29 protein-coding genes are annotated in these 22,908 nt (G+C 34.2%); 18 read left to right on the forward strand and 11 right to left on the reverse strand.

Features of this window, described 5'->3' with window-relative positions:
- The first annotated feature begins 79 nt into the window (after positions 1-79).
- The 6 genes from msrB to LBU54_RS09845 are packed head-to-tail and all read left to right on the forward strand — an operon-like array spanning position 80 to position 3,312.
- Complete coding sequence (gene msrB, locus LBU54_RS09820) at positions 80-532, forward strand: peptide-methionine (R)-S-oxide reductase MsrB (protein WP_224528825.1); 453 nt, start codon at positions 80-82, stop codon at positions 530-532.
- A complete protein-coding gene (gene msrA, locus LBU54_RS09825) occupies positions 532-1,077 on the forward strand; it encodes a peptide-methionine (S)-S-oxide reductase MsrA (protein ID WP_224528826.1) in 546 nt (181 codons plus the stop codon). Before msrB ends, msrA begins: the two co-directional genes overlap by 1 nt.
- 60 nt (positions 1,078-1,137) lie before the next feature.
- Entirely contained in the window at positions 1,138-1,395 is a 258-nt protein-coding gene (locus LBU54_RS09830; protein WP_224528827.1) for a glutaredoxin family protein, read from the forward strand.
- Positions 1,368-2,324, forward strand: a complete 957-nt coding sequence (locus tag LBU54_RS09835; protein ID WP_224528828.1) for an aldo/keto reductase — start codon at positions 1,368-1,370, stop codon at positions 2,322-2,324. The genes LBU54_RS09830 and LBU54_RS09835 overlap by 28 nt, the downstream gene beginning before the upstream one ends.
- Positions 2,325-2,329: 5 nt before the next feature.
- On the forward strand, positions 2,330-2,572 hold the full coding sequence (locus LBU54_RS09840; RefSeq protein ID WP_224528829.1) for a DUF7672 family protein: 243 nt from the start codon (positions 2,330-2,332) through the stop codon (positions 2,570-2,572).
- Positions 2,573-2,583: 11 nt separating this feature from the next.
- Positions 2,584-3,312 carry a nitroreductase family protein gene (locus tag LBU54_RS09845; RefSeq protein ID WP_224528830.1) on the forward strand — a complete coding sequence of 243 codons (729 nt, stop codon included), beginning with the start codon at positions 2,584-2,586 and terminating at the stop codon, positions 3,310-3,312.
- Here the strand turns inward: LBU54_RS09845 and LBU54_RS09850 are convergent.
- The 5 genes from LBU54_RS09850 to LBU54_RS09870 form a co-directional block, all read right to left on the reverse strand.
- Positions 3,309-5,291, reverse strand: coding sequence for a protein-disulfide reductase DsbD family protein (locus LBU54_RS09850; protein ID WP_224528832.1), 1,983 nt, complete (start codon positions 5,289-5,291; stop codon positions 3,309-3,311). The two genes, LBU54_RS09845 and LBU54_RS09850, sit on opposite strands and share 4 nt — an antisense overlap.
- 123 nt (positions 5,292-5,414) lie before the next feature.
- Entirely contained in the window at positions 5,415-5,819 is a 405-nt protein-coding gene (locus LBU54_RS09855; RefSeq protein ID WP_224528834.1) for a rhodanese-like domain-containing protein, read from the reverse strand.
- A gap of 2 nt (positions 5,820-5,821) precedes the next feature.
- Complete coding sequence (locus tag LBU54_RS09860) at positions 5,822-6,145, reverse strand: rhodanese-like domain-containing protein (RefSeq protein WP_224528836.1); 324 nt, start codon at positions 6,143-6,145, stop codon at positions 5,822-5,824.
- Positions 6,146-6,250: 105 nt separating this feature from the next.
- Positions 6,251-6,862 (reverse strand): thioredoxin family protein, encoded by a 612-nt coding sequence (locus LBU54_RS09865; protein ID WP_224528837.1) that lies wholly within the window; start codon positions 6,860-6,862, stop codon positions 6,251-6,253.
- Between the two features lie 45 nt (positions 6,863-6,907).
- Complete coding sequence (locus LBU54_RS09870; protein WP_224528841.1) at positions 6,908-7,447, reverse strand: TlpA family protein disulfide reductase; 540 nt, start codon at positions 7,445-7,447, stop codon at positions 6,908-6,910.
- Between the two features lie 290 nt (positions 7,448-7,737).
- Between LBU54_RS09870 and LBU54_RS09875 the strand changes: the two genes are divergently transcribed.
- The 10 genes from LBU54_RS09875 to LBU54_RS09920 all read left to right on the forward strand — a co-directional run bounded on the left by LBU54_RS09875 (position 7,738) and on the right by LBU54_RS09920 (position 16,119).
- Complete coding sequence (locus LBU54_RS09875) at positions 7,738-9,138, forward strand: anthranilate synthase component I family protein (protein ID WP_224528843.1); 1,401 nt, start codon at positions 7,738-7,740, stop codon at positions 9,136-9,138.
- 1 nt (position 9,139) lies between these two features.
- The gene (locus LBU54_RS09880; protein ID WP_224528847.1) at positions 9,140-9,706 is read left to right on the forward strand and encodes an anthranilate synthase component II; all 567 of its coding nucleotides are present in this window, start codon (positions 9,140-9,142) and stop codon (positions 9,704-9,706) included.
- 2 nt (positions 9,707-9,708) lie between these two features.
- Positions 9,709-10,701: an anthranilate phosphoribosyltransferase gene (gene trpD, locus LBU54_RS09885; RefSeq protein ID WP_224528849.1), complete on the forward strand. Its 993-nt coding sequence runs from the start codon at positions 9,709-9,711 to the stop codon at positions 10,699-10,701.
- Positions 10,698-11,483, forward strand: a complete 786-nt coding sequence (gene trpC / locus LBU54_RS09890) for an indole-3-glycerol phosphate synthase TrpC (RefSeq protein ID WP_224528851.1) — start codon at positions 10,698-10,700, stop codon at positions 11,481-11,483. Before trpD ends, trpC begins: the two co-directional genes overlap by 4 nt.
- Positions 11,480-12,094, forward strand: coding sequence for a phosphoribosylanthranilate isomerase (locus LBU54_RS09895; RefSeq protein ID WP_224528853.1), 615 nt, complete (start codon positions 11,480-11,482; stop codon positions 12,092-12,094). Before trpC ends, LBU54_RS09895 begins: the two co-directional genes overlap by 4 nt.
- The gene (gene trpB / locus LBU54_RS09900; protein WP_224528855.1) at positions 12,078-13,259 is read left to right on the forward strand and encodes a tryptophan synthase subunit beta; all 1,182 of its coding nucleotides are present in this window, start codon (positions 12,078-12,080) and stop codon (positions 13,257-13,259) included. Before LBU54_RS09895 ends, trpB begins: the two co-directional genes overlap by 17 nt.
- 1 nt (position 13,260) lies before the next feature.
- Positions 13,261-14,034 carry a tryptophan synthase subunit alpha gene (gene trpA / locus LBU54_RS09905; RefSeq protein WP_224528857.1) on the forward strand — a complete coding sequence of 258 codons (774 nt, stop codon included), beginning with the start codon at positions 13,261-13,263 and terminating at the stop codon, positions 14,032-14,034.
- Positions 14,021-14,233, forward strand: coding sequence for a hypothetical protein (locus tag LBU54_RS09910; RefSeq protein WP_224528859.1), 213 nt, complete (start codon positions 14,021-14,023; stop codon positions 14,231-14,233). Before trpA ends, LBU54_RS09910 begins: the two co-directional genes overlap by 14 nt.
- Positions 14,234-14,335: 102 nt before the next feature.
- Positions 14,336-15,214 carry an alpha/beta hydrolase gene (locus tag LBU54_RS09915; RefSeq protein WP_224528861.1) on the forward strand — a complete coding sequence of 293 codons (879 nt, stop codon included), beginning with the start codon at positions 14,336-14,338 and terminating at the stop codon, positions 15,212-15,214.
- Between the two features lie 14 nt (positions 15,215-15,228).
- A complete protein-coding gene (locus LBU54_RS09920; protein ID WP_224528864.1) occupies positions 15,229-16,119 on the forward strand; it encodes a YitT family protein in 891 nt (296 codons plus the stop codon).
- 1 nt (position 16,120) lies between these two features.
- Here the strand turns inward: LBU54_RS09920 and LBU54_RS09925 are convergent, their stop codons facing one another.
- The 5 genes from LBU54_RS09925 to LBU54_RS09945 form a co-directional block, all read right to left on the reverse strand.
- Positions 16,121-16,924: a tryptophan-rich sensory protein gene (locus LBU54_RS09925; protein WP_224528866.1), complete on the reverse strand. Its 804-nt coding sequence runs from the start codon at positions 16,922-16,924 to the stop codon at positions 16,121-16,123.
- Positions 16,925-16,973: 49 nt separating this feature from the next.
- Positions 16,974-17,627, reverse strand: a complete 654-nt coding sequence (locus LBU54_RS09930; RefSeq protein ID WP_224528869.1) for a uracil-DNA glycosylase family protein — start codon at positions 17,625-17,627, stop codon at positions 16,974-16,976.
- Positions 17,627-18,385: a peroxide stress protein YaaA gene (yaaA, locus tag LBU54_RS09935; RefSeq protein ID WP_224528872.1), complete on the reverse strand. Its 759-nt coding sequence runs from the start codon at positions 18,383-18,385 to the stop codon at positions 17,627-17,629. The genes LBU54_RS09930 and yaaA overlap by 1 nt, the downstream gene beginning before the upstream one ends.
- 81 nt (positions 18,386-18,466) lie before the next feature.
- Positions 18,467-19,501: an RluA family pseudouridine synthase gene (locus LBU54_RS09940; RefSeq protein WP_224528874.1), complete on the reverse strand. Its 1,035-nt coding sequence runs from the start codon at positions 19,499-19,501 to the stop codon at positions 18,467-18,469.
- A 9-nt stretch (positions 19,502-19,510) separates the two neighbouring features.
- On the reverse strand, positions 19,511-20,059 hold the full coding sequence (locus LBU54_RS09945; RefSeq protein WP_224528877.1) for a PASTA domain-containing protein: 549 nt from the start codon (positions 20,057-20,059) through the stop codon (positions 19,511-19,513).
- A gap of 126 nt (positions 20,060-20,185) precedes the next feature.
- Between LBU54_RS09945 and LBU54_RS09950 the strand changes: the two genes are divergently transcribed.
- Together LBU54_RS09950 and coaD are read left to right on the forward strand one after the other, a co-directional pair.
- Positions 20,186-21,163, forward strand: coding sequence for a D-alanine--D-alanine ligase (locus LBU54_RS09950; RefSeq protein ID WP_224528879.1), 978 nt, complete (start codon positions 20,186-20,188; stop codon positions 21,161-21,163).
- A 55-nt stretch (positions 21,164-21,218) separates the two neighbouring features.
- A complete protein-coding gene (gene coaD / locus LBU54_RS09955) occupies positions 21,219-21,686 on the forward strand; it encodes a pantetheine-phosphate adenylyltransferase (protein WP_224528881.1) in 468 nt (155 codons plus the stop codon).
- A gap of 246 nt (positions 21,687-21,932) precedes the next feature.
- On the opposite strand, the gene LBU54_RS09960 is transcribed toward coaD, so the two are convergent.
- Complete coding sequence (locus tag LBU54_RS09960; RefSeq protein ID WP_224528883.1) at positions 21,933-22,886, reverse strand: GSCFA domain-containing protein; 954 nt, start codon at positions 22,884-22,886, stop codon at positions 21,933-21,935.
- Between the last annotated feature and the right edge of the window lie 22 nt (positions 22,887-22,908).

Consider the following 22,908-nt stretch of genomic DNA (forward strand, 5'->3'; position numbering starts at 1 on the left):
AGTTTTTTAATATTTCTTCGTCTATCTTTAGGTACAAAATTAAGCATATATACTAACTAGAAAAGAAAGGAACCAAAGTATGCTAACTTGGAAAAATGTAATCGATTTTTCAGTCAAAGGAAATCCTAAACCAGATAGGAGAGTTGAAAAATCAGATGCGGATTGGCGAGCCCAATTAAGCCCAGAACAATACAGAATAACGAGACAAAAAGGTACCGAGCGACCTCATAGTGGTGCACTTTGTAGTATCTATGACGATGGCAAATATAATTGTGTTTGCTGTGGTACACCTTTGTTTGACAGTACTATAAAATTTAGTTCAGGTACTGGTTGGCCAAGCTTTACGCAACCCATAAAAGAAAATGCAATTAAGTACGACAGGGATACATCCTATGGGATGGTTCGTGTTGAAGTGATGTGCAATACATGTGACGCCCACTTAGGGCATGTTTTTCCCGATGGTCCAGAACCTAGCGGCTTGCGCTATTGTATTAATTCTGAGTCAATGACTTTAGATAAGGAGACTGTGTAATGGGTAAAAAAAACGTTCAAATCGCAACTGTTGGTGGTGGCTGTTTTTGGTGTACAGAAGCAGTTTTCCAAGAGGTAAAGGGAGTTGAAAAAGTAATTTCAGGATATTCTGGTGGTAATGTACCAGGTAAACCAACTTACAGAGAAGTTTGCTCTGGATTGACAGGACATGCAGAAGTTATCCAAATTACCTTTGATGCGGCTATTATTAGTTATGAAGATATTCTAATTATTTTTATGACTACACATGATCCGACTACACTCAACAGACAAGGTGCAGATCGTGGTACGCAATACCGCTCGGTAATCTTTTATCATGACGAAGCTCAGAAGGAAATAGCTCATGCGGTTATTCAGGAACTTGGCAAATACTATGAAGATCCTATTGTAACTGAAATAACTGAAGCTGTAACATTTTTTGAGGCTGAAAGTGAGCATCAAGATTATTACAGAAATAATCAGCAACAAGGGTATTGTAGTTTTGTAATTACACCAAAATTGATGAAGCTTAGAAAACTTCATGCCGATAAACTAAAAAGTGCATAATTTTTTACCAAGGTAACCAGCTTGGTTATCTTGGTTTCAATAAAAGAAAGGCTAGGTATAATGTCGCATCCCATAATAAAATTATTTGGAGCTGAACGTTGTCATAAAACCAAATACTATAAAGAATTCTTAAACAGTCAAAATCTCAATTACGAATTTTTAGATGTAGAAAACAATGAAGACTATGCCAATGAATTAAGGGAACTTTACCAAAACAAAAGACTTAATTTCCCAACGATTACCATTGGTGAAAAGAAACTTAGAAACCCATCGGATGAAGATGTATTGAAATGGCTCAAAAAACACGAATCGGATTAGGATTAGCCGCACTTGGCAGACCTGACTATATTAACATAAGGTCTATTGATGTGGATAAATCTATTGAAGCCTTTAAATCAAATACTTTAAAAGTATTAGATGATGCCTATAAGTTGGGTGTAAAAGATTTTGATGTAGCACCGTCTTATGGATTTGGTGAGCAATTCTTACTTGGATGGATAAACTCACGAAATTATAAGGATATTCGCCTTTCCACAAAGTTTGGATATACCTATGTAGCCAATTGGGAAATTGGCTTTAGTGGAAAACACGAAATAAAAGAGCATTCTTTAGAAAAGCTAAATGAACAATGGGAAGTATCAAAAGCTTTTTTACCTCATCTAAACATCTATCAGATCCATTCGGCCACATTAGAAAGTGGTGTACTAACAAATGAAGATGTATTAACACGATTAGATGAACTAAAGCAAAAATATCATTTAAAAATTGGTATTAGTTCTAGTGGCGCTGAGCAAACAAAAATTATCCATGAAGCTAGGAATTTAGAAATTAATGGGCAAAACCTATTTGATAGTTACCAAGTAACCTTTAATATTTTTGAACAGTCATCTTATAGTGTATTAAACGAATTAATAAAAGAAGGTAAAACTATTATAATCAAAGAGGCATTGGCAAATGGTCGGATTTTCCGGAATAATCGGTTTGAAAAGTACAATCCTGTTTATGAATACCTAGAGACATTGTCAAACAAATATCAGGTGAATTCTGATGCCATTGCACTTCGTTTCATAATAGATTATCTCGAGCCACCTCTTGTTTTGAGCGGTGCATCAAATTCCGTTCATCTAAAACAGAATTTACGAGCTCTTGACATTAGATTAACTGAATCGGAAATTTCTAAATTGAAATCATTTTGTGTTTCTTCAGATTATTATTGGCAAGAAAGAAGTAACTTAGAGTGGAACTAAACTAAATGATACGATTATATATTATAGGTCTATTTATTTTGATCATTGCAATTATAGCCAATGGACTTATCATAAAAATAGGTCTTAAATCATGGTACGATTTATTTGCCCTATTAGACAAATTTGGAACAGGTGCGTTTAAGGAATTATCGATTTTAGATTATGTGTGGTTATTTGTTGGCTATCCTCTAGTCCTAGGATGTGGCTACTGGATAGGTAAAACGCTCCATAAATTAATATTTAACTAACTTTATAATACATGGAAAAAACAGTAACCGAAGCCATAGCCTACAGACGCTCTACACGTGTATATAAGGATGAACCCATTGATTCTGAAAAAGTAAAACAATGCCTAGTCAATGCATCGTTAGCACCAACAAGCAGTAATTTACAGTTATGGGAATTTTACCATATTACAAATAAACATAAACTCAAAAAATTGGCCGAAGCTTGCTTCAACCAGAGCGCAGCTAAAACAGCTCAGCAACTAGTCGTTATTGTAGCAAGAAAAGATTTGTGGAAAAAACGAGCTAAAGCAAATATTGATTTTTTGAACAGAGTATATAACAAAGAAGGACTGAGCGAGCGTGATTTAAAACGCAAAAAAATGGCAACTGATTACTATAAAAAACTCATTCCGACCATATATTCGGACTTTTTAGGCATACTAGGTTATATTAAATTTTTTATTTTCCAAATAGTGGGCATCTTTAAACCCATTTATAGGCAGACACGTCTTAGTGATATGCGAATAGTGGCCCATAAAAGTGCTGGATTGGCTGCGCAGAATTTTATGACTAGTATGGCTGCCATTGGTTATGATACTTGCCCTATGGAAGGTAGCGATACTTTACGTGTAAAAAAGATTCTCGGCTTGCCACGAGGTGCAGAAATAAATATGGTAATAGGCTGTGGAATTAGGGATGAAAAAGGAATTTATGGTCCTAGATTTAGAATTCCTTTTGAAGAAGTGTATTTTGAAGTTTAATCTGATTTCTTAAAATTCTCAAGACCCGTTTTTAACCAATCATAGTATGCATCGGCATCAGATTCGTAAGCATTTGTAGTATTTAACAACTGCATGTTGTGATCTAATAATACATAATACGGTTGAGAATTATTTTCAAAATTAATGGTCTGCAATGTCGCCCATTTATCTCCTATTGTTTCAATATCCTTCACGGTACCATTGCTTCTTAAGTATTGAAATTGTTCATCCTCTACCAATTCCTTTTTGTCATCTACATAAAGTGAAATGATGACATAATTATCTTTCAACATATCATAGACTTCTGTGGTACTCCACACCTGCTCTTCCATTTTTCTACAGTTAACGCAAGCCCAACCCGTAAAATCTAGCAAGACAGGTTTGTTTTCTGCCTTTGCTTGCGCCAAACCAGCATCCAAATCTTTGTTACAATTAAGGTCCATAGGACATTCTGAAGATTTCTCGTAAAGGCTATAAAACATTGGTGGTGGAAAACCACTTAACCATTTTAAATTGGCGTATTCTGAATTGGTCAGTCCAGGGATAAGATATATCACGAATGCTATGACTAAAATACCTGTGGCGACTCTACCCTTACCCAATTTCTGAAGTGGACCATCATGCGGAAACTTAATCTTACCAAATAGGTAAAGAATTAATCCAACACCTATTAAAATCCATGATCCTATAAATACTTCTCGTTTTAAAAGTCCCCAATGCTCAACCAAATCTGCATTAGATAAAAATTTTAGTGCTAAAGCCAATTCTATAAAACCAAGAACTACTTTAACTGTATTTAACCAACCTCCAGACTTAGGTAAAGAATTCAGCCATTTAGGAAACATAGCAAATAATGAAAATGGCAAGGCCAAGGCCAACCCAAAACCGCTCATTCCCATAGTTAGTTGCATGGCGCCACCATCTGCAGTTAGAGAACTACCAAGTAGCGTCCCCAATATTGGACCTGTACAGGAAAAGGATACAATTGCTAAGGTAAGTGCCATAAAAAACACACCTATGATTCCACCTATTTTATTTGCTTTGCTATCCATTGCAGCACTCCAGGATTGAGGTAAGGTCAGCTCAAAATATCCAAAGAACGAAAATGCAAATACAATGAAAATGATGAAGAATATGATGTTTAAAGTTACATTAGTAGAAATATTATTTAGGATTCCAGGATCTAATGAGTCTAATACATGAAAAGGTATACTTAACAAGGCATATATAAGAAAAATGAAGAATCCATAAAGAATTGAATTAAATAGTCCTTTTTTAGGATCGTTAGCACTTTTTGTGAAAAATGAAACCGTTAACGGGATCATTGGGAATACGCAAGGGGTAAGTAATGCAATCAGACCACCTAAAAAGCCTAATAAGAAAATAGAAAAATTACTTTTTTCTTTAATAACAGTTTTTTCAAATTTATTCCACCCTTTTATGTCAAGGTCTAGTGCTTTTGAAAGTTCTTTACTCCTTTCATCTAACTCAACAACTTCCCTAACAATTTCAGTACCATCTAGGGAAATATTGAAGGTAAAGTCTCCTGGTATGCACTTTGAGTCATCACATGTTTGATACTCTACATAAACATCTATTTGCCTTAAGTCTTGATTAATAGTCGTAATCAGTTGTTCAAAAACAGCTGTTTCTTTGAACTTAACCACATCCTCTTCAAAGATATTATCAAAAACGGGAGGCACAGAAGGTTCTGATGTTTTACCTATTAGAGTGTAGTTATTTTCTTTATTAGTAAAATCAAAAAATGTGGTAGGTGCAAAACTATCTTCTGACTGTTGGTGTTGTGAGTAGATATACCAACCTTTTTCAATATTAGCCTGCAAAATAACTTTATACTGTGTATCATTTAACTTCTCAATTTTAGATTCCCATTTTACTGGTTCTAAAATTTGGGAGTTAACCTGAAAAGACAGGCCAAATACAATAAGTATATACAATAAGATTGATCTAATCTGCATAAATGGAACATTTAAAACAAAAATAGTTTTTGTCTGTTGATTTAGTGATATAGGTCGACTAATTTATAAAAACCTTAAGAAAGGTATTGAAGAAAAAAACCAGACAGTTTAGTCCGGTTTCTATTATGATTTTACTTCCAATTCAAGTTTATCGGAGTGCTTCCACCTGGAAAGACCTCCTTCTAAGTCGTAGATTTTTTTAAACCCAGCGTCTTCCATTTTTTTTGCACATTTTGCACTTCTTACACCTCCTTTACAATAGACAATAACTGGTTTTTCTTTATCGAGGTTACTAATATCATCATCAAACGTTGGAGAATCAATATCAATGTTTTGAGCATCAACAATATGAAACGCCTCAAATTCTTCTTCAGTCCTTACATCAATCAACTGAACATCTTCTTGCTCTAAAATAGACTGCATCTCATCTGCTGTTATCAGTTTTACATTCGAACTATTAGTTTCCAAGCAACTTGTAGAAACGCTATATAAAGCCAGCACTAAAAACAGGTTAATTACTTTTTTCATACTTAATCTTTAATTTTTTGAATGGTCATATTTCCTTGCCACTCGCTAATTCCACCTACTAAATTGTAGGCTTTATTAAAACCTAATTGATTCATTATGGCGCAAGCCTGACCACTGCGGCCTCCAGATTTGCAATACACAAAATAGCTCTTGGATTTATCTAGCTTATGTAGCTTATCAATAAATTCTTGCCCTTTATAAATATCAATATGAAGTGCATTTGGAATTATTCCGTTATCAACTTCATTTTGTGTTCTAACATCCAAAACAACAGAATTATTGTCTTCCTCAAGTTGTTTTGTCCAATCATGTTGTGATAAATTCACTCTTTAAAGCATTTTTATTGAACAAAATTAACATTTCCTTAGGAAATAGACGAAAAAAAATCCGAAGTGTTACAACTTCGGATTATTTTTTTGAATTTTTTCTAATCAGACTTTTATTGTGCAACCAATAGCACGAGTTTCTTTTACTTTAATTTCTTTACCATCTAATAAGGCATCAACTGCATCTTCAACATACTTAGTGGTAACAGCAGTAGCGTCTTTGTAATTATCGTCAATTGCACCTATATATTTTACTTCATTTCCTTTTCGAGTTTTTTCTAATAGATAAACATGTGGTGTTTTAGTAGCCCCATACTGTGGATATATTTTCTGTCCTTTATCCATTAAATAAGGAAACGTAAATCCTTTTGCCTTAGCTCTAGCCTTCATGGCTTCCATGTTGTCTCCTGGTTTAACGTCAGTATTATTAGGCATAATGGCAATTACGGGATACCCTTTTGACGCATACTTTCTGTCAAGCGCTACAATCCTGTCTTCATATGCCACAGCATATGGACAGGTGTTGCATGTGAAAATAACAATGAACCCTTTAGCATCTTTATAATCAGATAAGGACACCATTTTACCGTCTATATTTTCTAAGCTAAAGTCGGTTGCCAAATCACCAATTTTGTAACCGTCAGATACTGATTTACCAGTAAAGGCAAACAATGTGGTAACCAATACAAACACTGTAAGAAGTTTCAATCTTTTCATTATTTAAGTTTTTAGGTTTATTAATATTTCAATTCTATACGATAGCTATTTTATAAATCGTTGAATTTCTGTTTCTAGTTCTTCCTGTGAAAATGATTTTTCAAAAAACAGGCGCTTGTCTTTATTATATATAATTGTTGCTGGAATAGCACCGGACCAATCTTTGTTTATTGCTGGTATCCATCTGTTTTGATCTGTATCATCAAGAGCAACCACTTTTGATTTTAAATTGTGCTTAGCTATATAGGGTATTAATTTACTCTCGTAATTCTTCGGAAAATCCAAGCTAACCAATAACACCTCTAGCCCATCATCTTCATATTTCTCTTTCACAGCTTCAAAAAAAGGTAATTCCTTAACGCAAGGTGCACACCATGTTGCCCAGAAATTTACAACATGTACCTTATTGTCCACTTTATTTATTAGAGGTTCCAATCCATCATAATCATAAATTTCAAGATCTAAAGCACTGTTTTGCTTTTTTGCCTCTAGGTCTGCAACCTCAGAAATAACTTTTTTTTGCTCTTTCACATTGTCATTACAGCTAAAGCACAGCAGAAGAAATAAGAGAAAAATATGTTTCATGATTTAAAGTTATTAATCAAATATCAGGCATCTGAATAATTAACAAAAAATTAATTCAAAAGCTTGAAAATAAAAATTTACATTTCTATCTTTGACATGAAATGAATTTTACAAAAACACATATTTGGTGGTGGTCATTAACAAAGCTTTGTTCGTGAACTAACACCTTGTATGTATTCAGTATAGAAAAAGGCTTGTCATTCACGACAAGCCTTTTTCATTGTTCTGAATTAGTTTTAGAATATAATTACACAATTGATAAAAGATACTGAATCAAGTTCAGTTTTAATATGAAAACATTTAGTCTTTACACACATTATAAAAAAATCCTTGCAGATACAATAACGCCTGTGAGCATCTATCTTAAGATTAGAGATAAGTTCCCTAACAGTATTTTATTAGAAAGTAGTGATTACCACGCAAACGACAATAGTTTTTCATATATATGTTGCAATCCCATTGCCTCAATTGAAGTTAGAAATGGTTCAATTTACCAGAATTATCCAGACGGAAGTTCAAAAGTAAACCATACAAAAACCGTTAGTGTTGTTGAGGAAATCCAAAAATTTACACAACGCTTTAAGGTTGACTCTAAAGAAAACTTCAAGTTTATTAATAATGGTATTTTTGGCTACACAGCTTATGACGCAGTAAGATATTTCGAAGATATAAAGATTAAACAAAAACCAAACTCAATTGAAATACCTGAAATTTATTATGCAGTTTATCAAAATATTATCGCCATAAACCATTTCAAGAACGAAGCCTACATTTTTGCACACTGTTTTGATACCGAAAACAACATCGAAACACTTCTACAGCTAATACAAACCAGGCAGTATGCCTCTTATAATTTTGACACCAAAGGAAACATCGAATCTAATTTAACAGACGAGGAATATAAGGAACACGTAGAACTTGCAAAAAAACATTGTGCTCGTGGTGACGTATTTCAATTGGTATTATCCAAACAATTTTCGCAAAAATTCTGTGGAGATGAATTTAATGTTTACCGTGCTTTAAGGAGCATAAATCCTTCTCCTTATTTGTTCTATTTTGATTACGGAAATTTCAAAATATTTGGTAGTTCTCCTGAGGCACAACTTATTGTAAAGGATAACAAAGCGGAAATACATCCAATAGCAGGAACATTTAAACGAACGGGCAATGATTTAAAAGATGCTGAATTGGCGGAGAAACTCATTAACGATGACAAGGAAAACAGCGAACATGTAATGCTTGTAGATCTTGCCAGAAATGACCTTAGCAGACATGGTCACAATGTTAAGGTAGAAACCTACAGAGAAGTTCAATTCTTCTCCCACGTCATACACTTAGTGAGCAAGGTAACTGGCCAGATGAATAAAGACACAGATACCATTCAAGTAGTTGCAGATACTTTTCCGGCTGGAACATTAAGTGGTGCACCTAAGCACATGGCCATGCAATTAATTGAAAAATACGAAAAAACGAGCAGAGGATATTATGGTGGTGCCATTGGGTTTATGGACTTTGAAGGCAATTATAATCATGCCATTATGATTAGGACATTTCTAAGTCAAAACCATCAATTATTTTGGCAAGCTGGTGCAGGATTGGTGGCTAAATCAAATCCAGAAAACGAATTACAAGAAGTTTATAATAAGCTCGGTGCACTGACTAAGGCAATCGAACAAGCAAAAGCTATATAACATGAACAAAATACTGGTTATAGATAATTACGACAGCTTCACCTATAATCTCGTCCATTATTTGGAGGATTTACATTGTGATGTAACCGTAAAAAGAAATGATAAATTGGCATTAGAAGAGGTTGAAGACTTCGACAAAATTGTACTGTCTCCTGGACCTGGTATTCCTGATGAAGCTGGACTTTTAAAGGACATCATTGCAAAATACGCACCAACAAAAAGTATTCTGGGTGTATGTTTAGGCCAACAAGCCATAGCCGAAGTATTCGGAGGATCAATAGACAATTTAAAACAGGTATATCATGGTGTTGCTACAGATGTAATACTCTCCGTAGATGACGACCCTTTGTTTAAAAATATGGATAAAACCTTTAAAGTAGGTAGATATCATTCTTGGGTTGTCAGTCCAATTTTACCAGATAGCCTAGAAGCGACTTCCTATGACGAAAATGGACAAATAATGTCTATAAGACACAAAGAATATGATGTAAAAGGAGTGCAATATCATCCAGAATCAGTTCTTACTCCTAATGGAAAAAAAATACTTGAAAATTGGATTAAAAGCTAACCATGAAAGAAATTTTAAATAGACTTATTAATCAAGAAAGTATAAGTAGTGAAGAGGCAAAAAATGTCTTGGTGAACATTTCTAGAGGTGTTTATAACCAAAGTCAAATTGCATCCTTTTTAACTATTTATATGATGCGAAGCATCACAATCGAAGAGCTAAGGGGATTTAGAGATGCTCTTTTGGAATTGTGCATTCCTGTTGAATTAGATGGCGAAGCAACAATAGACTTGTGCGGTACAGGAGGTGATGGTAAGGATACATTTAATATTTCAACATTATCGTCTTTTATTACAGCCGGAGCTGGCGTAAAAGTAACAAAGCATGGCAATTACGGTGTGTCGTCAACATGTGGCTCATCAAATGTCATGGAGAAACTAGGCATAAAATTTACAAACAACATAGACTTTTTAAAGCACAGTATTGATAAGGCAAATATCTGTGTCCTACATGCACCTTTGTTTCATCCAGCAATGAAAAATGTAGCTCCAATAAGACGCGAACTTGGTGTTAAGACCTTTTTTAATATGCTTGGACCGATGGTTAATCCAGCATTTCCCCTTAATCAAATGGTAGGTGTTTTTAATCTTGAACTCTTAAGATTATATGGTTACCTCTATCAAGAAACAAATAAGAATTACGCTATAGTCCATGCATTAGACGGCTATGACGAAATTTCCCTCACAGGTAAAACCAAAGTAATTACCAATGATTCTGAACTACTATTCAGTCCCAGTGAAATTGGATTACAACAAGTTAACCAATACGAAATTTTTGGTGGAAACTCAATTGAAGATGCTGCAAAGCTTTTTGAGAAAATAATTAGTGGCGAAGGTACGAATGCTCAAAATGAGGTTGTCCTAGCAAACGCTGGATTAGCCATTGCAACAGCAAATAAAATTTCGCATACAGATGGCATCGAATTAGCGAAAGAGTCCTTATTTAACGGCAATGCCAAAAATAGTTTAGCAAAACTAATTGAATTGAGCAAATGAACATCTTAGATAAAATAGTATTTGACAAACGTAAGGAGGTGGACTTGCGTAAGAAGTTAATTCCAGTGAATCAATTAGAGAACTCGGTTTTGTTTGGGAGAAAAACAAATTCTTTGGCTAATGCTTTACGTACAAGTGAAACAGGAATTATTGCTGAGCATAAGCGCAGATCGCCGTCAAAAGCCGAAATTAACTATAACCTTAACGTACAAGATGTTGCAACAGGATATGAAAAAGCAGGTGTCTCTGGTATGTCAGTACTAACTGATTCAAAGTATTTTGGAGGTTCCTTGGATGATTTAATTATTACCAGATCTAGCTGTAATTTACCTTTATTAAGAAAAGAATTTATTATTGATGAATATCAAATCCTTGAGGCCAAAGCTTATGGTGCAGATGTTATTCTATTGATTGCGGCAATTTTAACGCAAAACGAAATAAAAGCATTATCTGAGTTTGCTAAACAACTCAAATTAGATGTTTTGTTAGAAGTTCATAATGAAAAAGAGCTACATAAATCAATTATACCGTCGATTGATATGCTAGGTGTTAATAACAGAGACTTAAAAACCTTTACTGTTAGTCTTGAAACATCTAAAAATCTAAGCAGTTTAATACCTGACGATTTTGTAAAAGTTTCTGAAAGTGGCATCAGTTCAACAGAAGCCATTACAGAATTAAAACCCTATGGGTATAAAGGATTTTTAATAGGCGAGAATTTTATGAAAACCGAAGATCCAGGCTTACATGCTTTGAAATTCATTAATCAATTAACAAAATGAAACTGAAGGTTTGTGGCATGAAATATCTCAATAATATGGATGCAGTCTCTAAATTGCAACCAGATTTAATGGGCTTTATATACTATAAAAAGTCTTCAAGATATTTTCAAGGAGAACTTCCTAGCCTACCACCATCTATAAAAAAAGTTGGTGTTTTTGTGAATGAGGGAATAAAAAAATTAAAAGAAATAATAGCTGAGCAAAATCTAGATATCGTGCAATTGCATGGTGATGAATCTCCAGATTACTGCTCACAAATTAAAGGAGTTGAAATAATCAAAGTGTTTTCAATTAAAGACCAATTTGATTTCGATATTCTCAAGCCATACGAAAGTGTGTGTGATTATTATCTTTTTGATACAAAAGGAAAGTTGCCAGGTGGTAACGGTTACACATTTAATTGGGATCTGTTAAAAGCATATCCGTCTACCAAACCTTTTTTTCTAAGTGGTGGAATCGGATTAGATGAAATTGAAAAAATAAATGAATTTAAAGAAAGCCCAGCGTCAAAATATTGTTACGCCTTAGATGTAAACAGCAAGTTTGAAATTAGTCCTGGCGTTAAAAATATTAATGAATTAGAAAAATTTAAGTATGAGCTACAACATTGATGAGAAAGGTTACTATGGCGAATTTGGTGGAGCATATATTCCAGAAATGCTCTATCCAAATATTGAAGAATTGAGACAGAATTACATGAAGATTTCTGAAGATCCGTCATTCAAAAAAGAGTTTAATCAATTATTAAAAGACTATGTGGGTAGACCATCACCATTGTATTTTGCTAAAAGGTTATCAGAAAAATACAATACCAAGATTTATTTAAAGCGTGAAGATTTAAACCATACTGGTGCACATAAAGTGAACAATACTATAGGTCAAATTCTACTTGCCAAAAAACTTGGAAAATCGCGAATCATCGCAGAAACTGGCGCAGGTCAACACGGAGTTGCAACAGCAACCGTTTGTGCACTTATGGGTATAGAATGCGTGGTATACATGGGAGAAGTTGATATTGCGAGACAAGCACCTAATGTAGCACGTATGAAGATGTTGGGGGCAAAAGTAGTTCCGGCTTTATCGGGAAGCAGAACATTAAAGGATGCAACCAATGAAGCCATGCGCGACTGGATTAACAATCCTGTGGATACCCACTATATTGTTGGAAGTGTAGTTGGCCCACACCCTTATCCTGACATGGTAGCTAGATTTCAAGCCGTAGTTTCTGAGGAAATTAAATGGCAACTCAAGGAAAAAGAAGGTACTGAAAATCCGGATTATCTCATTGCATGTGTAGGTGGTGGTAGTAATGCCGCAGGAACTTACTACCACTATTTAGACAACATGGATGTAAAAATAATTGCAGTTGAAGCGGCAGGAAAAGGCATTGATACTGGTGAAAGTGCTGCAACATCTGTTTTAGGAAAAGAGGGTATCATTCACGGTAGCAAAACACTTTTAATGCAAACAAAGGATGGTCAGATAACAGAACCTTATTCGATATCTGCTGGCCTAGACTATCCAGGTGTTGGACCGATGCACGCCAATTTATACAAAACAGGACGGGCAGAATTTATTGCCATAACAGATGATGAAGCTATGACTGCTGGTTTAGAATTATCGCAACTAGAGGGTATTATTCCAGCTATTGAAACATCACATGCATTCGCTGTTTTTGAGTACAAAACTTTTAATCCGGAAGACATTATCGTAGTGAATCTTTCAGGTAGAGGCGATAAAGATTTACAGAACTATATTGATTACTTTAAGTTATAGGATGAATAGAATACAGAAGAAATTACAAGAAAACAAAAAGTTACTTTCTATATATTTCACAGCAGGTTATCCTAACATTGATGACACAGTGACCACAATCCAAAATTTGGAAAATAGTGGCGTAGATATGATAGAAATTGGTCTACCTTTTAGCGATCCATTGGCGGATGGACCTACCATCCAAGCTAGTTCTACGCAGGCTCTAAAAAACGGAATGACTAGTGAACTTTTATTTAAACAACTAAAAGACATTAGAGACACGGTAAAGATACCGCTGATAATTATGGGCTACTTTAACCCTATCCTTCAATTTGGCGTTGAAGCCTTCTGTAAAACCTGTCAAGATATTGGTATTGACGGACTAATTATACCAGACTTGCCAGTAGATGTATATCATTCCGAATACAAAAGTATTTTTGAATCCTATGGCTTAATAAATATTTTCCTCATTACGCCTCAAACATCAGATGACCGCATACGGTATATCGATTCTGTTTCAAATGGTTTTATTTATATGGTGAGCTCGGCAAGTACAACTGGTGCAAAATCTGGCTTTGGCCCTGAACAAGATGCCTATTTTAAACGTATCGCAAAAATGGATTTAAAAAACCCACAAATTGTTGGTTTTGGCATTTCAAACTTTAAAACCTTCAAACATGCAACAACCCACGCAAAAGGTGCAATAATCGGTAGCGCTTTTATAAAACACGTTACTCATAATGGCATTAACACTATAGACCAATTTACAAATTCAATTATTCATGAAACTATTTAATGATTGGCGCCTTATAATCCTTCTTTGTCTTACGTTAGGGCTTGCCCCTTTTTTTCCAGAGCCACACCTCCTTGGAAAAATAAGATGGGTTGTTGGCGGCGCAAAGGGTATGCAACCTATGGATTATTTTGATTTATTGTTACATGGCTTTCCGTTCCTATTGCTTTTTAGGCTTATTGCAATACAGTTTAAAAAGTAAATAATAAGAACTTCATATTCAACTCATATACCGTACACATTCCCTTTTTATTTTGATATATTTGAGACTAAAGTAGTTTGATAAAATAAGCTCTGGGTAAAGATGACTAAACATTTACTTCTTTTGTTATTCTCATTTAAAGTTGGTCTTATTCTAGGTCAAAGTAAGGTAATTGAAAGCTTAAGTATGGACAGTGAGCTTTTAAAAACATCTGTAAAATATTCTGTTTATCTACCAGATGGTTTTGAAAACTCAAACACATCATATCCAATAGTATATTTGCTTAATGGCTTTACAGGTGATGAAACAGATTGGAACAGACTTGGTCATGTTAAAGACATTACAGACGAGCTGATAAAGGGCAATAAAATTGACCAAATGGTTATTGTAATGCCAGATGGCGATGACAGATTGTATATGAATAAAGATGATGGCTCCTACCCTTTTGAAGATATGTTTATTAAAGAATTGATGCCTTTTGTTGAAAGTAAGTATCGAATAAAAAAAGAAAAAAAGTTCAGGGGAATTAGCGGCCTATCAATGGGTGGCGCAGGGAGTTTAAGGCTGGCATTGAAATACCACGATTTATTTGGCGCTTGCGCCGCATTTAGTGCAGGTATCAGTACCGTGGAAGAACTTATTAGTGAAGGGCAGAAAAGTTTTGACAGCTATTTTGGATTAATTTCTCCTTCAGTCATTGGAGCAAAAGGCGAAGAACGGCTTAATGAAACCATAAAAGATTACAATATTTTCAATATGGTAAAATCCAAAAACATAGAACACCTGAAGTCCGTAAACATTTATTTTGATTGTGGTGACGATGATTTTTTAGCAGTTGGTAATGCCACACTTCATATAGAACTAAAAAATCGTGGTATACCGCACGAATATCGCGTCAGAGATGGTGCGCATACTTGGAATTTCTGGATAAATTCCCTCCCAATTGGCCTTGAATTTATAAGTGACACTATGCGCAATTGACTATTTTTAAGGTATTGAGACATTCAAAAACATACAATCTAGTAACAGAATACGGGCAAATAGCTCTTGGTGTCATACTTGCGAGTATTGGACTAAAAGCATTTCTATTGCCAAACGGTTTTTTAGACGGTGGTGTAACAGGGATTGCACTTCTCGTAAGAACCTTTGTAGATATACGGATTTCCTATCTACTAATTCTATTTAGTATTCCTTTTCTTATTCTAGGATTTTATACTGTGTCTAAAAGAATCGTTATAAAATCCATTGTAAGTATTGTGGCCTTAGCCCTATTTATTCACTTTGAGAATTTTGATACAATAACTGACGATAAGCTTCTTATTTCAATTTTTGGTGGATTGTTTTTAGGAGCAGGTATCGGAATTGCCATTAGAAATGGCTCCGTGTTGGACGGTTCTGAGATTCTTGGTGTTTATCTTAACGATAAATTCGGCATTAGTATTGGCCAGATTATACTAGTTTTCAACATCGTTTTATTCAGTATTACCGCTTGGGTAATTTCTACAGAGGTTGCCCTGTATTCCATTCTGACTTATATCGTTACTGCAAAAGTTACAGACTTAACCATTGAAGGCTTTGAAGATTTTATCGGAGTTACCATTGTATCTAAAAAGTACGAATTAATAGAAGAGGCCATCATGAAGGAGTTGGGTGTTGGAATTACAATTTACAAAGGTACTCGAGGTATTGGTAACTCTGGAAAACAGGTAGACTTTGACATTATTCACTCTATCATTAATAGAATTGACATGAAAAAGATGCACCGAATTATCGATGATATTGATGACAAAGCATTTATTATAGAATTTGACGTAAACAACGTAAAGGGAGGAGTACTAAGACATTATATTAATAAAAAGAAAAACAAAAAGTTACCCAAAAAATAGATTAATTCCTCGTTGCTTTCCACTCCCTATATTTAGCAAATGGGTTTGCCGATAAATTTTTAAATCCATGAATGCCATTAGTTGTAATTAAGATGGCAGCACCAATAAATGTTATGATGGTAATTAACTCATTAATTCCCTTATTAGCAACACCAATACCAACCAGTGCCCATGCACCAACTAATGCAAATTCGCGCATACTTCGTTTCCACATTACATAAAGGTTTAGTATAACAGCAATGCATATCATTATTATAGTCCACGTATTGGCTGAGAGGCCAAAACCATCCCATTTTACTTTCACAAGATAACTGGATACATTTGCTATGCTAGCAACTGTTACCCAACCTGCATAAATGGCAAACGGCCACCAAACAAAGGCCATAATAGGAAACCGCTCATGGTTGTGCTCCATACCCAGATTAATAATAATACGGAAAATTGAATAGAGTAATAAGAATATTAAGACACAAGACCAAGCGGTGTACTCATAAATCCATGCAAAAACCCACAATGAATTAAATACGCACGATAGGATAAACCAAATGCCTATTTTGTCTACAAAACTATCATCGGTTGCTTTAACCCAAAGACTTCTTCCTTGGTAAACCGCGAAAGCAAAAAGCAGTATATAAATTAAACCCCAAATTGCAAAAGTGTATCCTGCTGGAGTAAATACGGATTTATAATTATCCGAAACAGCTCCAATAGTTGTATTATTTATAAAACCTGTATTTGATAAATAATTGACGAAAATTGTTAATCCCAGAGCCAATCCATTACCAACTTGTAGTGCTTTTTTCATATTGGTTGATTTGTATACAATTTACAAAAACCAAATGAAGTTTCATAAATTAAAGGTATTCCCTGTATTGCATTACCCTAAAATCAAAAGTTGAAAAACCAGGATTTTTAGATTTAAGTTGTTTGTAAAGGGACATGCTACCAATAGCTCTATTTGCAGAACCAGAAGCAGATGTTAAGGACACGGTTTTAATTGTTCGTTCATTGAGTTTAAAATAATGAATTCTAGGAATTTTATTTGATACTAACTCTAGTTTTAAGTTATACTCCCTTAGATGTTTCCTAAAGAAGTATTCTGGGCCATTTTTACTATTTCCACCAGTAAACAACAAAGTATCAATAGTAGAATAGCGCTTCAAATATCCTATTATATCTCTAAGCTTAACGTTTGTAAGTCCCAAGTCCGAAGCATCAATTTTTTTTCGTTCACCGCTGGCAACAATATCACAAACCCCAATTTTATTATTAATTAAAAAAGCCATCCGCTGATCAATTGCTTCTTGAGAGTTATCGTAGCGTAAATTTAAATTGTGAATGGCATCTATGTACAACCAAAGAGAATTATAGTGACTACCGTAACAGAAATCAACATCCTTTTCAAGCAATTTTCCTGTTGAAAATCGTGGCGGTGGCAAGGTGCCAATAATAAGTTTTTCGGTATCTGCGTTTATAAGTGGTGGATACGGATGCTTATGTAAAAACATTATCTGGTAAAGACCAATTCTTTATCAGTTGAAAGCTCATCACTTAATGCATAGTTGTCATAGTTGAACGCTTTAATATCATCTAAGGTCTCAGCATTAGTATCAATGATATAACGCGACATTAAACCTCTTGCATATTTAGCAAAGAAACCAATGGTCTTATACTGTCCATTTTTAAATTCTTTAAAACTTATAGTAACAACTGGTACTTTAAGTGCTTTAGTATCTATAGCTTTAAAATATTCGTTACTAGCCAAGTTGAGGAATAACTCATTTTCTTCCAGTTCTTCATTAAGTGCGTTCGTTACCTTTTTTCGCCAGAAGTCATAAAGATTTTTATTTCTCCCAACTGGCATTTTAGTACCCATTTCCAGTCGGTAAGGCTGTATTAAGTCCAGAGGCTTTAAAATACCATATAAACCTGAAATTATCCTAATAGTATCTTGAGCCTTATCTAATTTTGATTTGTCAATAGTATAGGCGTCAAGACCTCTATATACATCACCATTAAAAGCATACATTGCAGGTCTCGCATTGTTCTGAGTAAAAGGCAAACTCCACTCCTGATTACGCTCATAATTTAATTGGCTTAAATCAGCAGAGATATTCATCAATTTAGATAAACTTTTAGCTGACTTTTTCTTTAATATTTTATTTAATCGTTCAGCCTCTGTCGCAAAGCAAAATTCGCTCGATTTCACCGTAGGTAATTTACTTTCAAAATCTAAAGATTTAGCTGGAGATATTACAAGTTTCATGGATTTTAATTTTATTTATCAAATTTACTAAGTCCTTAAAAAAGAAGAAGAGTCATTCAACAAATATTAACAATAGTACTATTAATTATCTTGATGCTTTGCATAAGCTCTCCATTTCTCAACACACAAACGCAAGTCATCAGGAATCTCACTCGTAAAACGCATAAATTTGCCAGTAGTGGGATGTTCAAAGCCCAAGGTTTTGGCATGCAAAGCTTGTCGTGGTAAGATCTTAAAACAATTCTCTATAAACTGCTTGTATTTTGTAAATGTTGTACCCTTTAGTATTCTATCTCCGCCATAGCGTTCATCGTTAAATAAGGTATGGTCAATGTGCTTCATGTGTACCCTTATCTGATGTGTCCGTCCTGTTTCAAGTTTACAACTTACCAAGGTTACATAGCCAAATCGTTCAATGACCTTATAATGTGTTACCGCAGGTTTACCCTTATATGCCTCATCTCCTTCAAAGACTGTATTTTGTAGTCTGTTTTTCGGATGTCTGCCAATATTGCCTTCAATGGTCCCTTGATCATCTTCAACATTTCCCCAAACCAAGGCTATATATTCACGTTCACTAGTTTTATTAGCAAACTGATCGGATAGATGATTCATAGCGTTCTCAGTCTTTGCAACAACTAAAAGTCCTGTGGTGTCTTTATCAATTCTGTGAACCAATCCAGGTCTGTTGCTCGAATTGGTTGGAAGATTTTCAAAATGATAGATAAGTCCATTTATTAAAGTGCCAGAATAATTTCCGTGGCCTGGATGCACAACCATACCAGCAGGTTTATTAACGACAAGAACATCATCATCTTCATAAACAATATCTATGGGAATATTTTCTGCCACGAGAAGTTGCTCGTGGGTTGGATGCTCAAATTTTACAGTAATATAATCATTAGGTTTAACCTTGTAGCTCGCTTTTACTTGACTTTCATTTACAAACACAAAACCGTCTTTTACAGCAGATTGAATTTTACTCCGCGTAACGTTTTCCATAAAATTCATGAGATACTTATCTACTCTCATGGACTGTTGCCCCTTCTCTACTTTAAAAGCGTAATGCTCATAGAGTTCATCATCTTCGGTATTTAGGTCATTTATAGTTGGCATAGATTAAACTTAAAGTTTGCCATTTCCTACAACTAAATCAATAACTGACGTCAGCGGAAGTAGTGTTCCAGGTTTTAGTGGTTGTCCATTATGGGTCATTGAGATAACACCTTCTCCTATAGCATCCTTATAGGTGATTTCACCAATATTAAACTCGAGTGCTTCTAAGGTAGGCTTGGCTTGTCGCAGGGTTCGTTTTAAGATATTTGGTACTTCAACCTTTCTATAACCTGATGGATTAAGAATTAGATATATTTTCCTGTCTTCTTTAACCTTTGACCCTGCTACTGGGTTTTGTTCTATTACAGAGTATTTTGGGTAATTAGGATTATAGTTTGCAGAATCCTGAATTTGCATTACTAGATCATTATCCCTAAGCTCAATTTCAACAGTTTCAACAGATTTGCCTTTTAAGTCTGGTACAACAACAAATTCTCCTTTTTTTGTTGTAATATCTATCCACTTTAAGACTAAAAAACTTAGTACTACTATTGCAACAATAGCTAGAGCTAGCTGTTTAAAAAAGACTTTACTGGTTAGAAATTTAACTAAACTCATAGACTAATTGATTATTGACAAATCTAATAAAATATATAACGTCATAAAATAGATATACGTATTGGTATATAATTTGGTTTATTAAAATAAATGATACATTTACAACTATAATCTACAGCACATCCAATGAAAAAAAAGATAGCCATAATTATGGGTGGATACTCAAGCGAATATCAGATTTCACTTAAAAGCGGAAATGTGGTTTACGAATCTTTAGACACGGAAAAATATGAGCCGTTTAGAGTTCATATTTTCAAGAATAAATGGTGCTATGTTGATGATAATGGCCAGGAATTTTTAATTAATAAAAATGATTTTTCGGCTAATATAAACGGTCATAAATTAAAGTTTGATTGTGTTTTTAATGCGATTCATGGTTCGCCTGGTGAAGATGGCTACATGCAGGCTTATTTTGAATTATTGGATATTCCACACACTGGTTGCACTATGTACCAAGCTGCATTGACGTTCAATAAAAGAGATCTTATCTCTACATTAAAGCCTTACGGTATTAAAACAGCCCAGAACTATTTCCTAAACTATGGAGACTTTATCAACGAAGATGAGATCATATCAAAAGTTGGCCTGCCTTGTTTTGTAAAAGCAAATAAAGCTGGAAGTAGTTTTGGAATCACTAAAGTCTACAAAAAAGAAAATTTGAAAGATGCAGTTGAAAAAGCTTTCGAAGAAGATAACGAGATCATTATTGAATCTTTTTTAGATGGCACAGAAGTATCAGTGGGCGTAATATCTTACAACAATGAAACCTTAGTCTTACCAATCACAGAAATTGTTTCTGAGAATGATTTCTTTGATTACCAAGCAAAATATGAAGGCAAATCACAAGAAATAACACCAGCTCGTATTACAAAAGAACAAAAGGAAAAAGTAAGTGCTGTTGCCAAAAAAATCTATGCCATTTTAAAAATGAAAGGTTTTACTAGAAGTGAGTTTATCTTTCAAGACGGTGAACCCTATTTCCTAGAAATGAATACAGTGCCAGGATTAACCAAAGAAAGCATTTTACCTCAACAAGCTAATGAAGCTGGAATAACTCTTAAATCGTTATTTAGCAATGCAATAGAGGAAGGATTACAGAATTAAGTATCTTTGTTTAATCGAACAACTTCGACATTACTTATAGCAAAAATAATAAAGTATGAAGCGAGCAATTTTTCCAGGATCATTTGATCCAATTACTTTAGGCCATTACGACATAATTAAACGAGGTGTGAAGTTGTTTGATGAAGTCATAGTAGCCATTGGGATAAATGCCGATAAAAAATATATGTTTTCCCTGGAAGAACGCAAAAAGTTTATCCAAGAGGCCTTTAATAGCGAACCAAAAGTCAAAGTCACTACCTACACTGGTCTAACCGTTGATTATTGTAAAGAAGTTAATGCCAAATTCATATTAAGAGGTTTACGAAATCCCGCAGATTTTGAATTTGAAAAAGCAATTGCTCATACAAATCGAAAACTCTCAAATATTGAAACCGTTTTTCTATTGACGGCCTCTAAAACTTCGTATATCGCATCTTCAATAGTACGCGATGTTATTAGAAATAATGGTGACTATTCTTTATTAGTTCCTGAAAGTGTTAAGGTTTCAAAAGACCAAATCTAATATATATAAATCGTAGTGGTCTAGCAAAAAGAATTTTGAGTTGATCAAAGAGCAACTAATTAAGAGCTATTAGATGCTAACCAAAAAAAGCATCATCTACTTTTCGCTTTTGGCATAAAAATAAATGATGCTTTGAAACTTGATTAATAGCACGTAAAAGTAAAACTAAATCGTTTTCGTAGGTCGTTTTTTCGATAAAATCCACTTTTCGAATGTTAAAGTGAGCCTATTGAAATACTTCGAAATTCAATCAAAAGAAATATGAGGATATTTCTTACGTATTGTATTGATATCCTCTTGTAACTGGTTTAGGAATTTTTTGTGCTCCGCTGATTTTGGATTGAAAGCCTTGTGCCCTAGCTTATTCTGGATCTTTTGAATTGCATTAAGAATTGTTTTACTTTCATCTGAAATCCAAACGAGTTGAAACTTCTCCCAAATGTAATTGATGGCCAATTGATTAGGATGAACCATATCCTCATTATAGAATCTGTAATCCCTTAATTCGTCCATCATTAACTCAAAAGAAGGAAAATAATATACTCTTTGTCTTGGATCAATACAATTGTGGATTGCATTAATTAAATGGGACTTACTTCGCATATTTTCTACAAATCCATCTTTTAGATGTCTAACTGGTGAAACGGTAAACACCACATTTAAACTTTGATTAATTGACTTAAGTTGGGCGATTATTGCCTGTAAACTTTGCGTAATGGCGTCTACTTCCATAATTTCCTTGAGAAATTGTTTTTGCGGTAATTTGTGGCAATTAGCAACTATTTTATCACTTTCTAGAAACCTATAGACCCAAGACGTACCTAGAGTAATAATGACATGAGTCGCTTCTTTTAAATACGCATTTGTAGAATTTAATGCTTGATTTAAGGTAATTAACAAGTCTTCCTCTGAGGCTTGATTTAAGCTAGAGTGTGCATCGAGACAAAACCAGAGTTCAGAACGATTTATAAATTCGTCCATCTGGTAGTATTCCAAATTAATGGCCCTCGTAATTAAATTTTCAATTGATACAGGATTAAATAATATACCAAATGGATTGACGTAGGTTTTGAATTTAAGGTATTCAAACTTTTCACCAATATTTTCAGAGAAACAAGAACCTATCATTAAAATATTGGAATTATAATCTATAAGATTATGCTTCTGAGATTCTAGTGGTATTATGGTTTGTAATTTCATACGCTACACTTGTAAAACTGAT

The sequence above is a fragment of the Winogradskyella alexanderae genome (assembly GCF_020166335.1).
In the GTDB taxonomy this organism is placed as follows: Bacteria; Bacteroidota; Bacteroidia; order Flavobacteriales; family Flavobacteriaceae; genus Winogradskyella; species Winogradskyella alexanderae.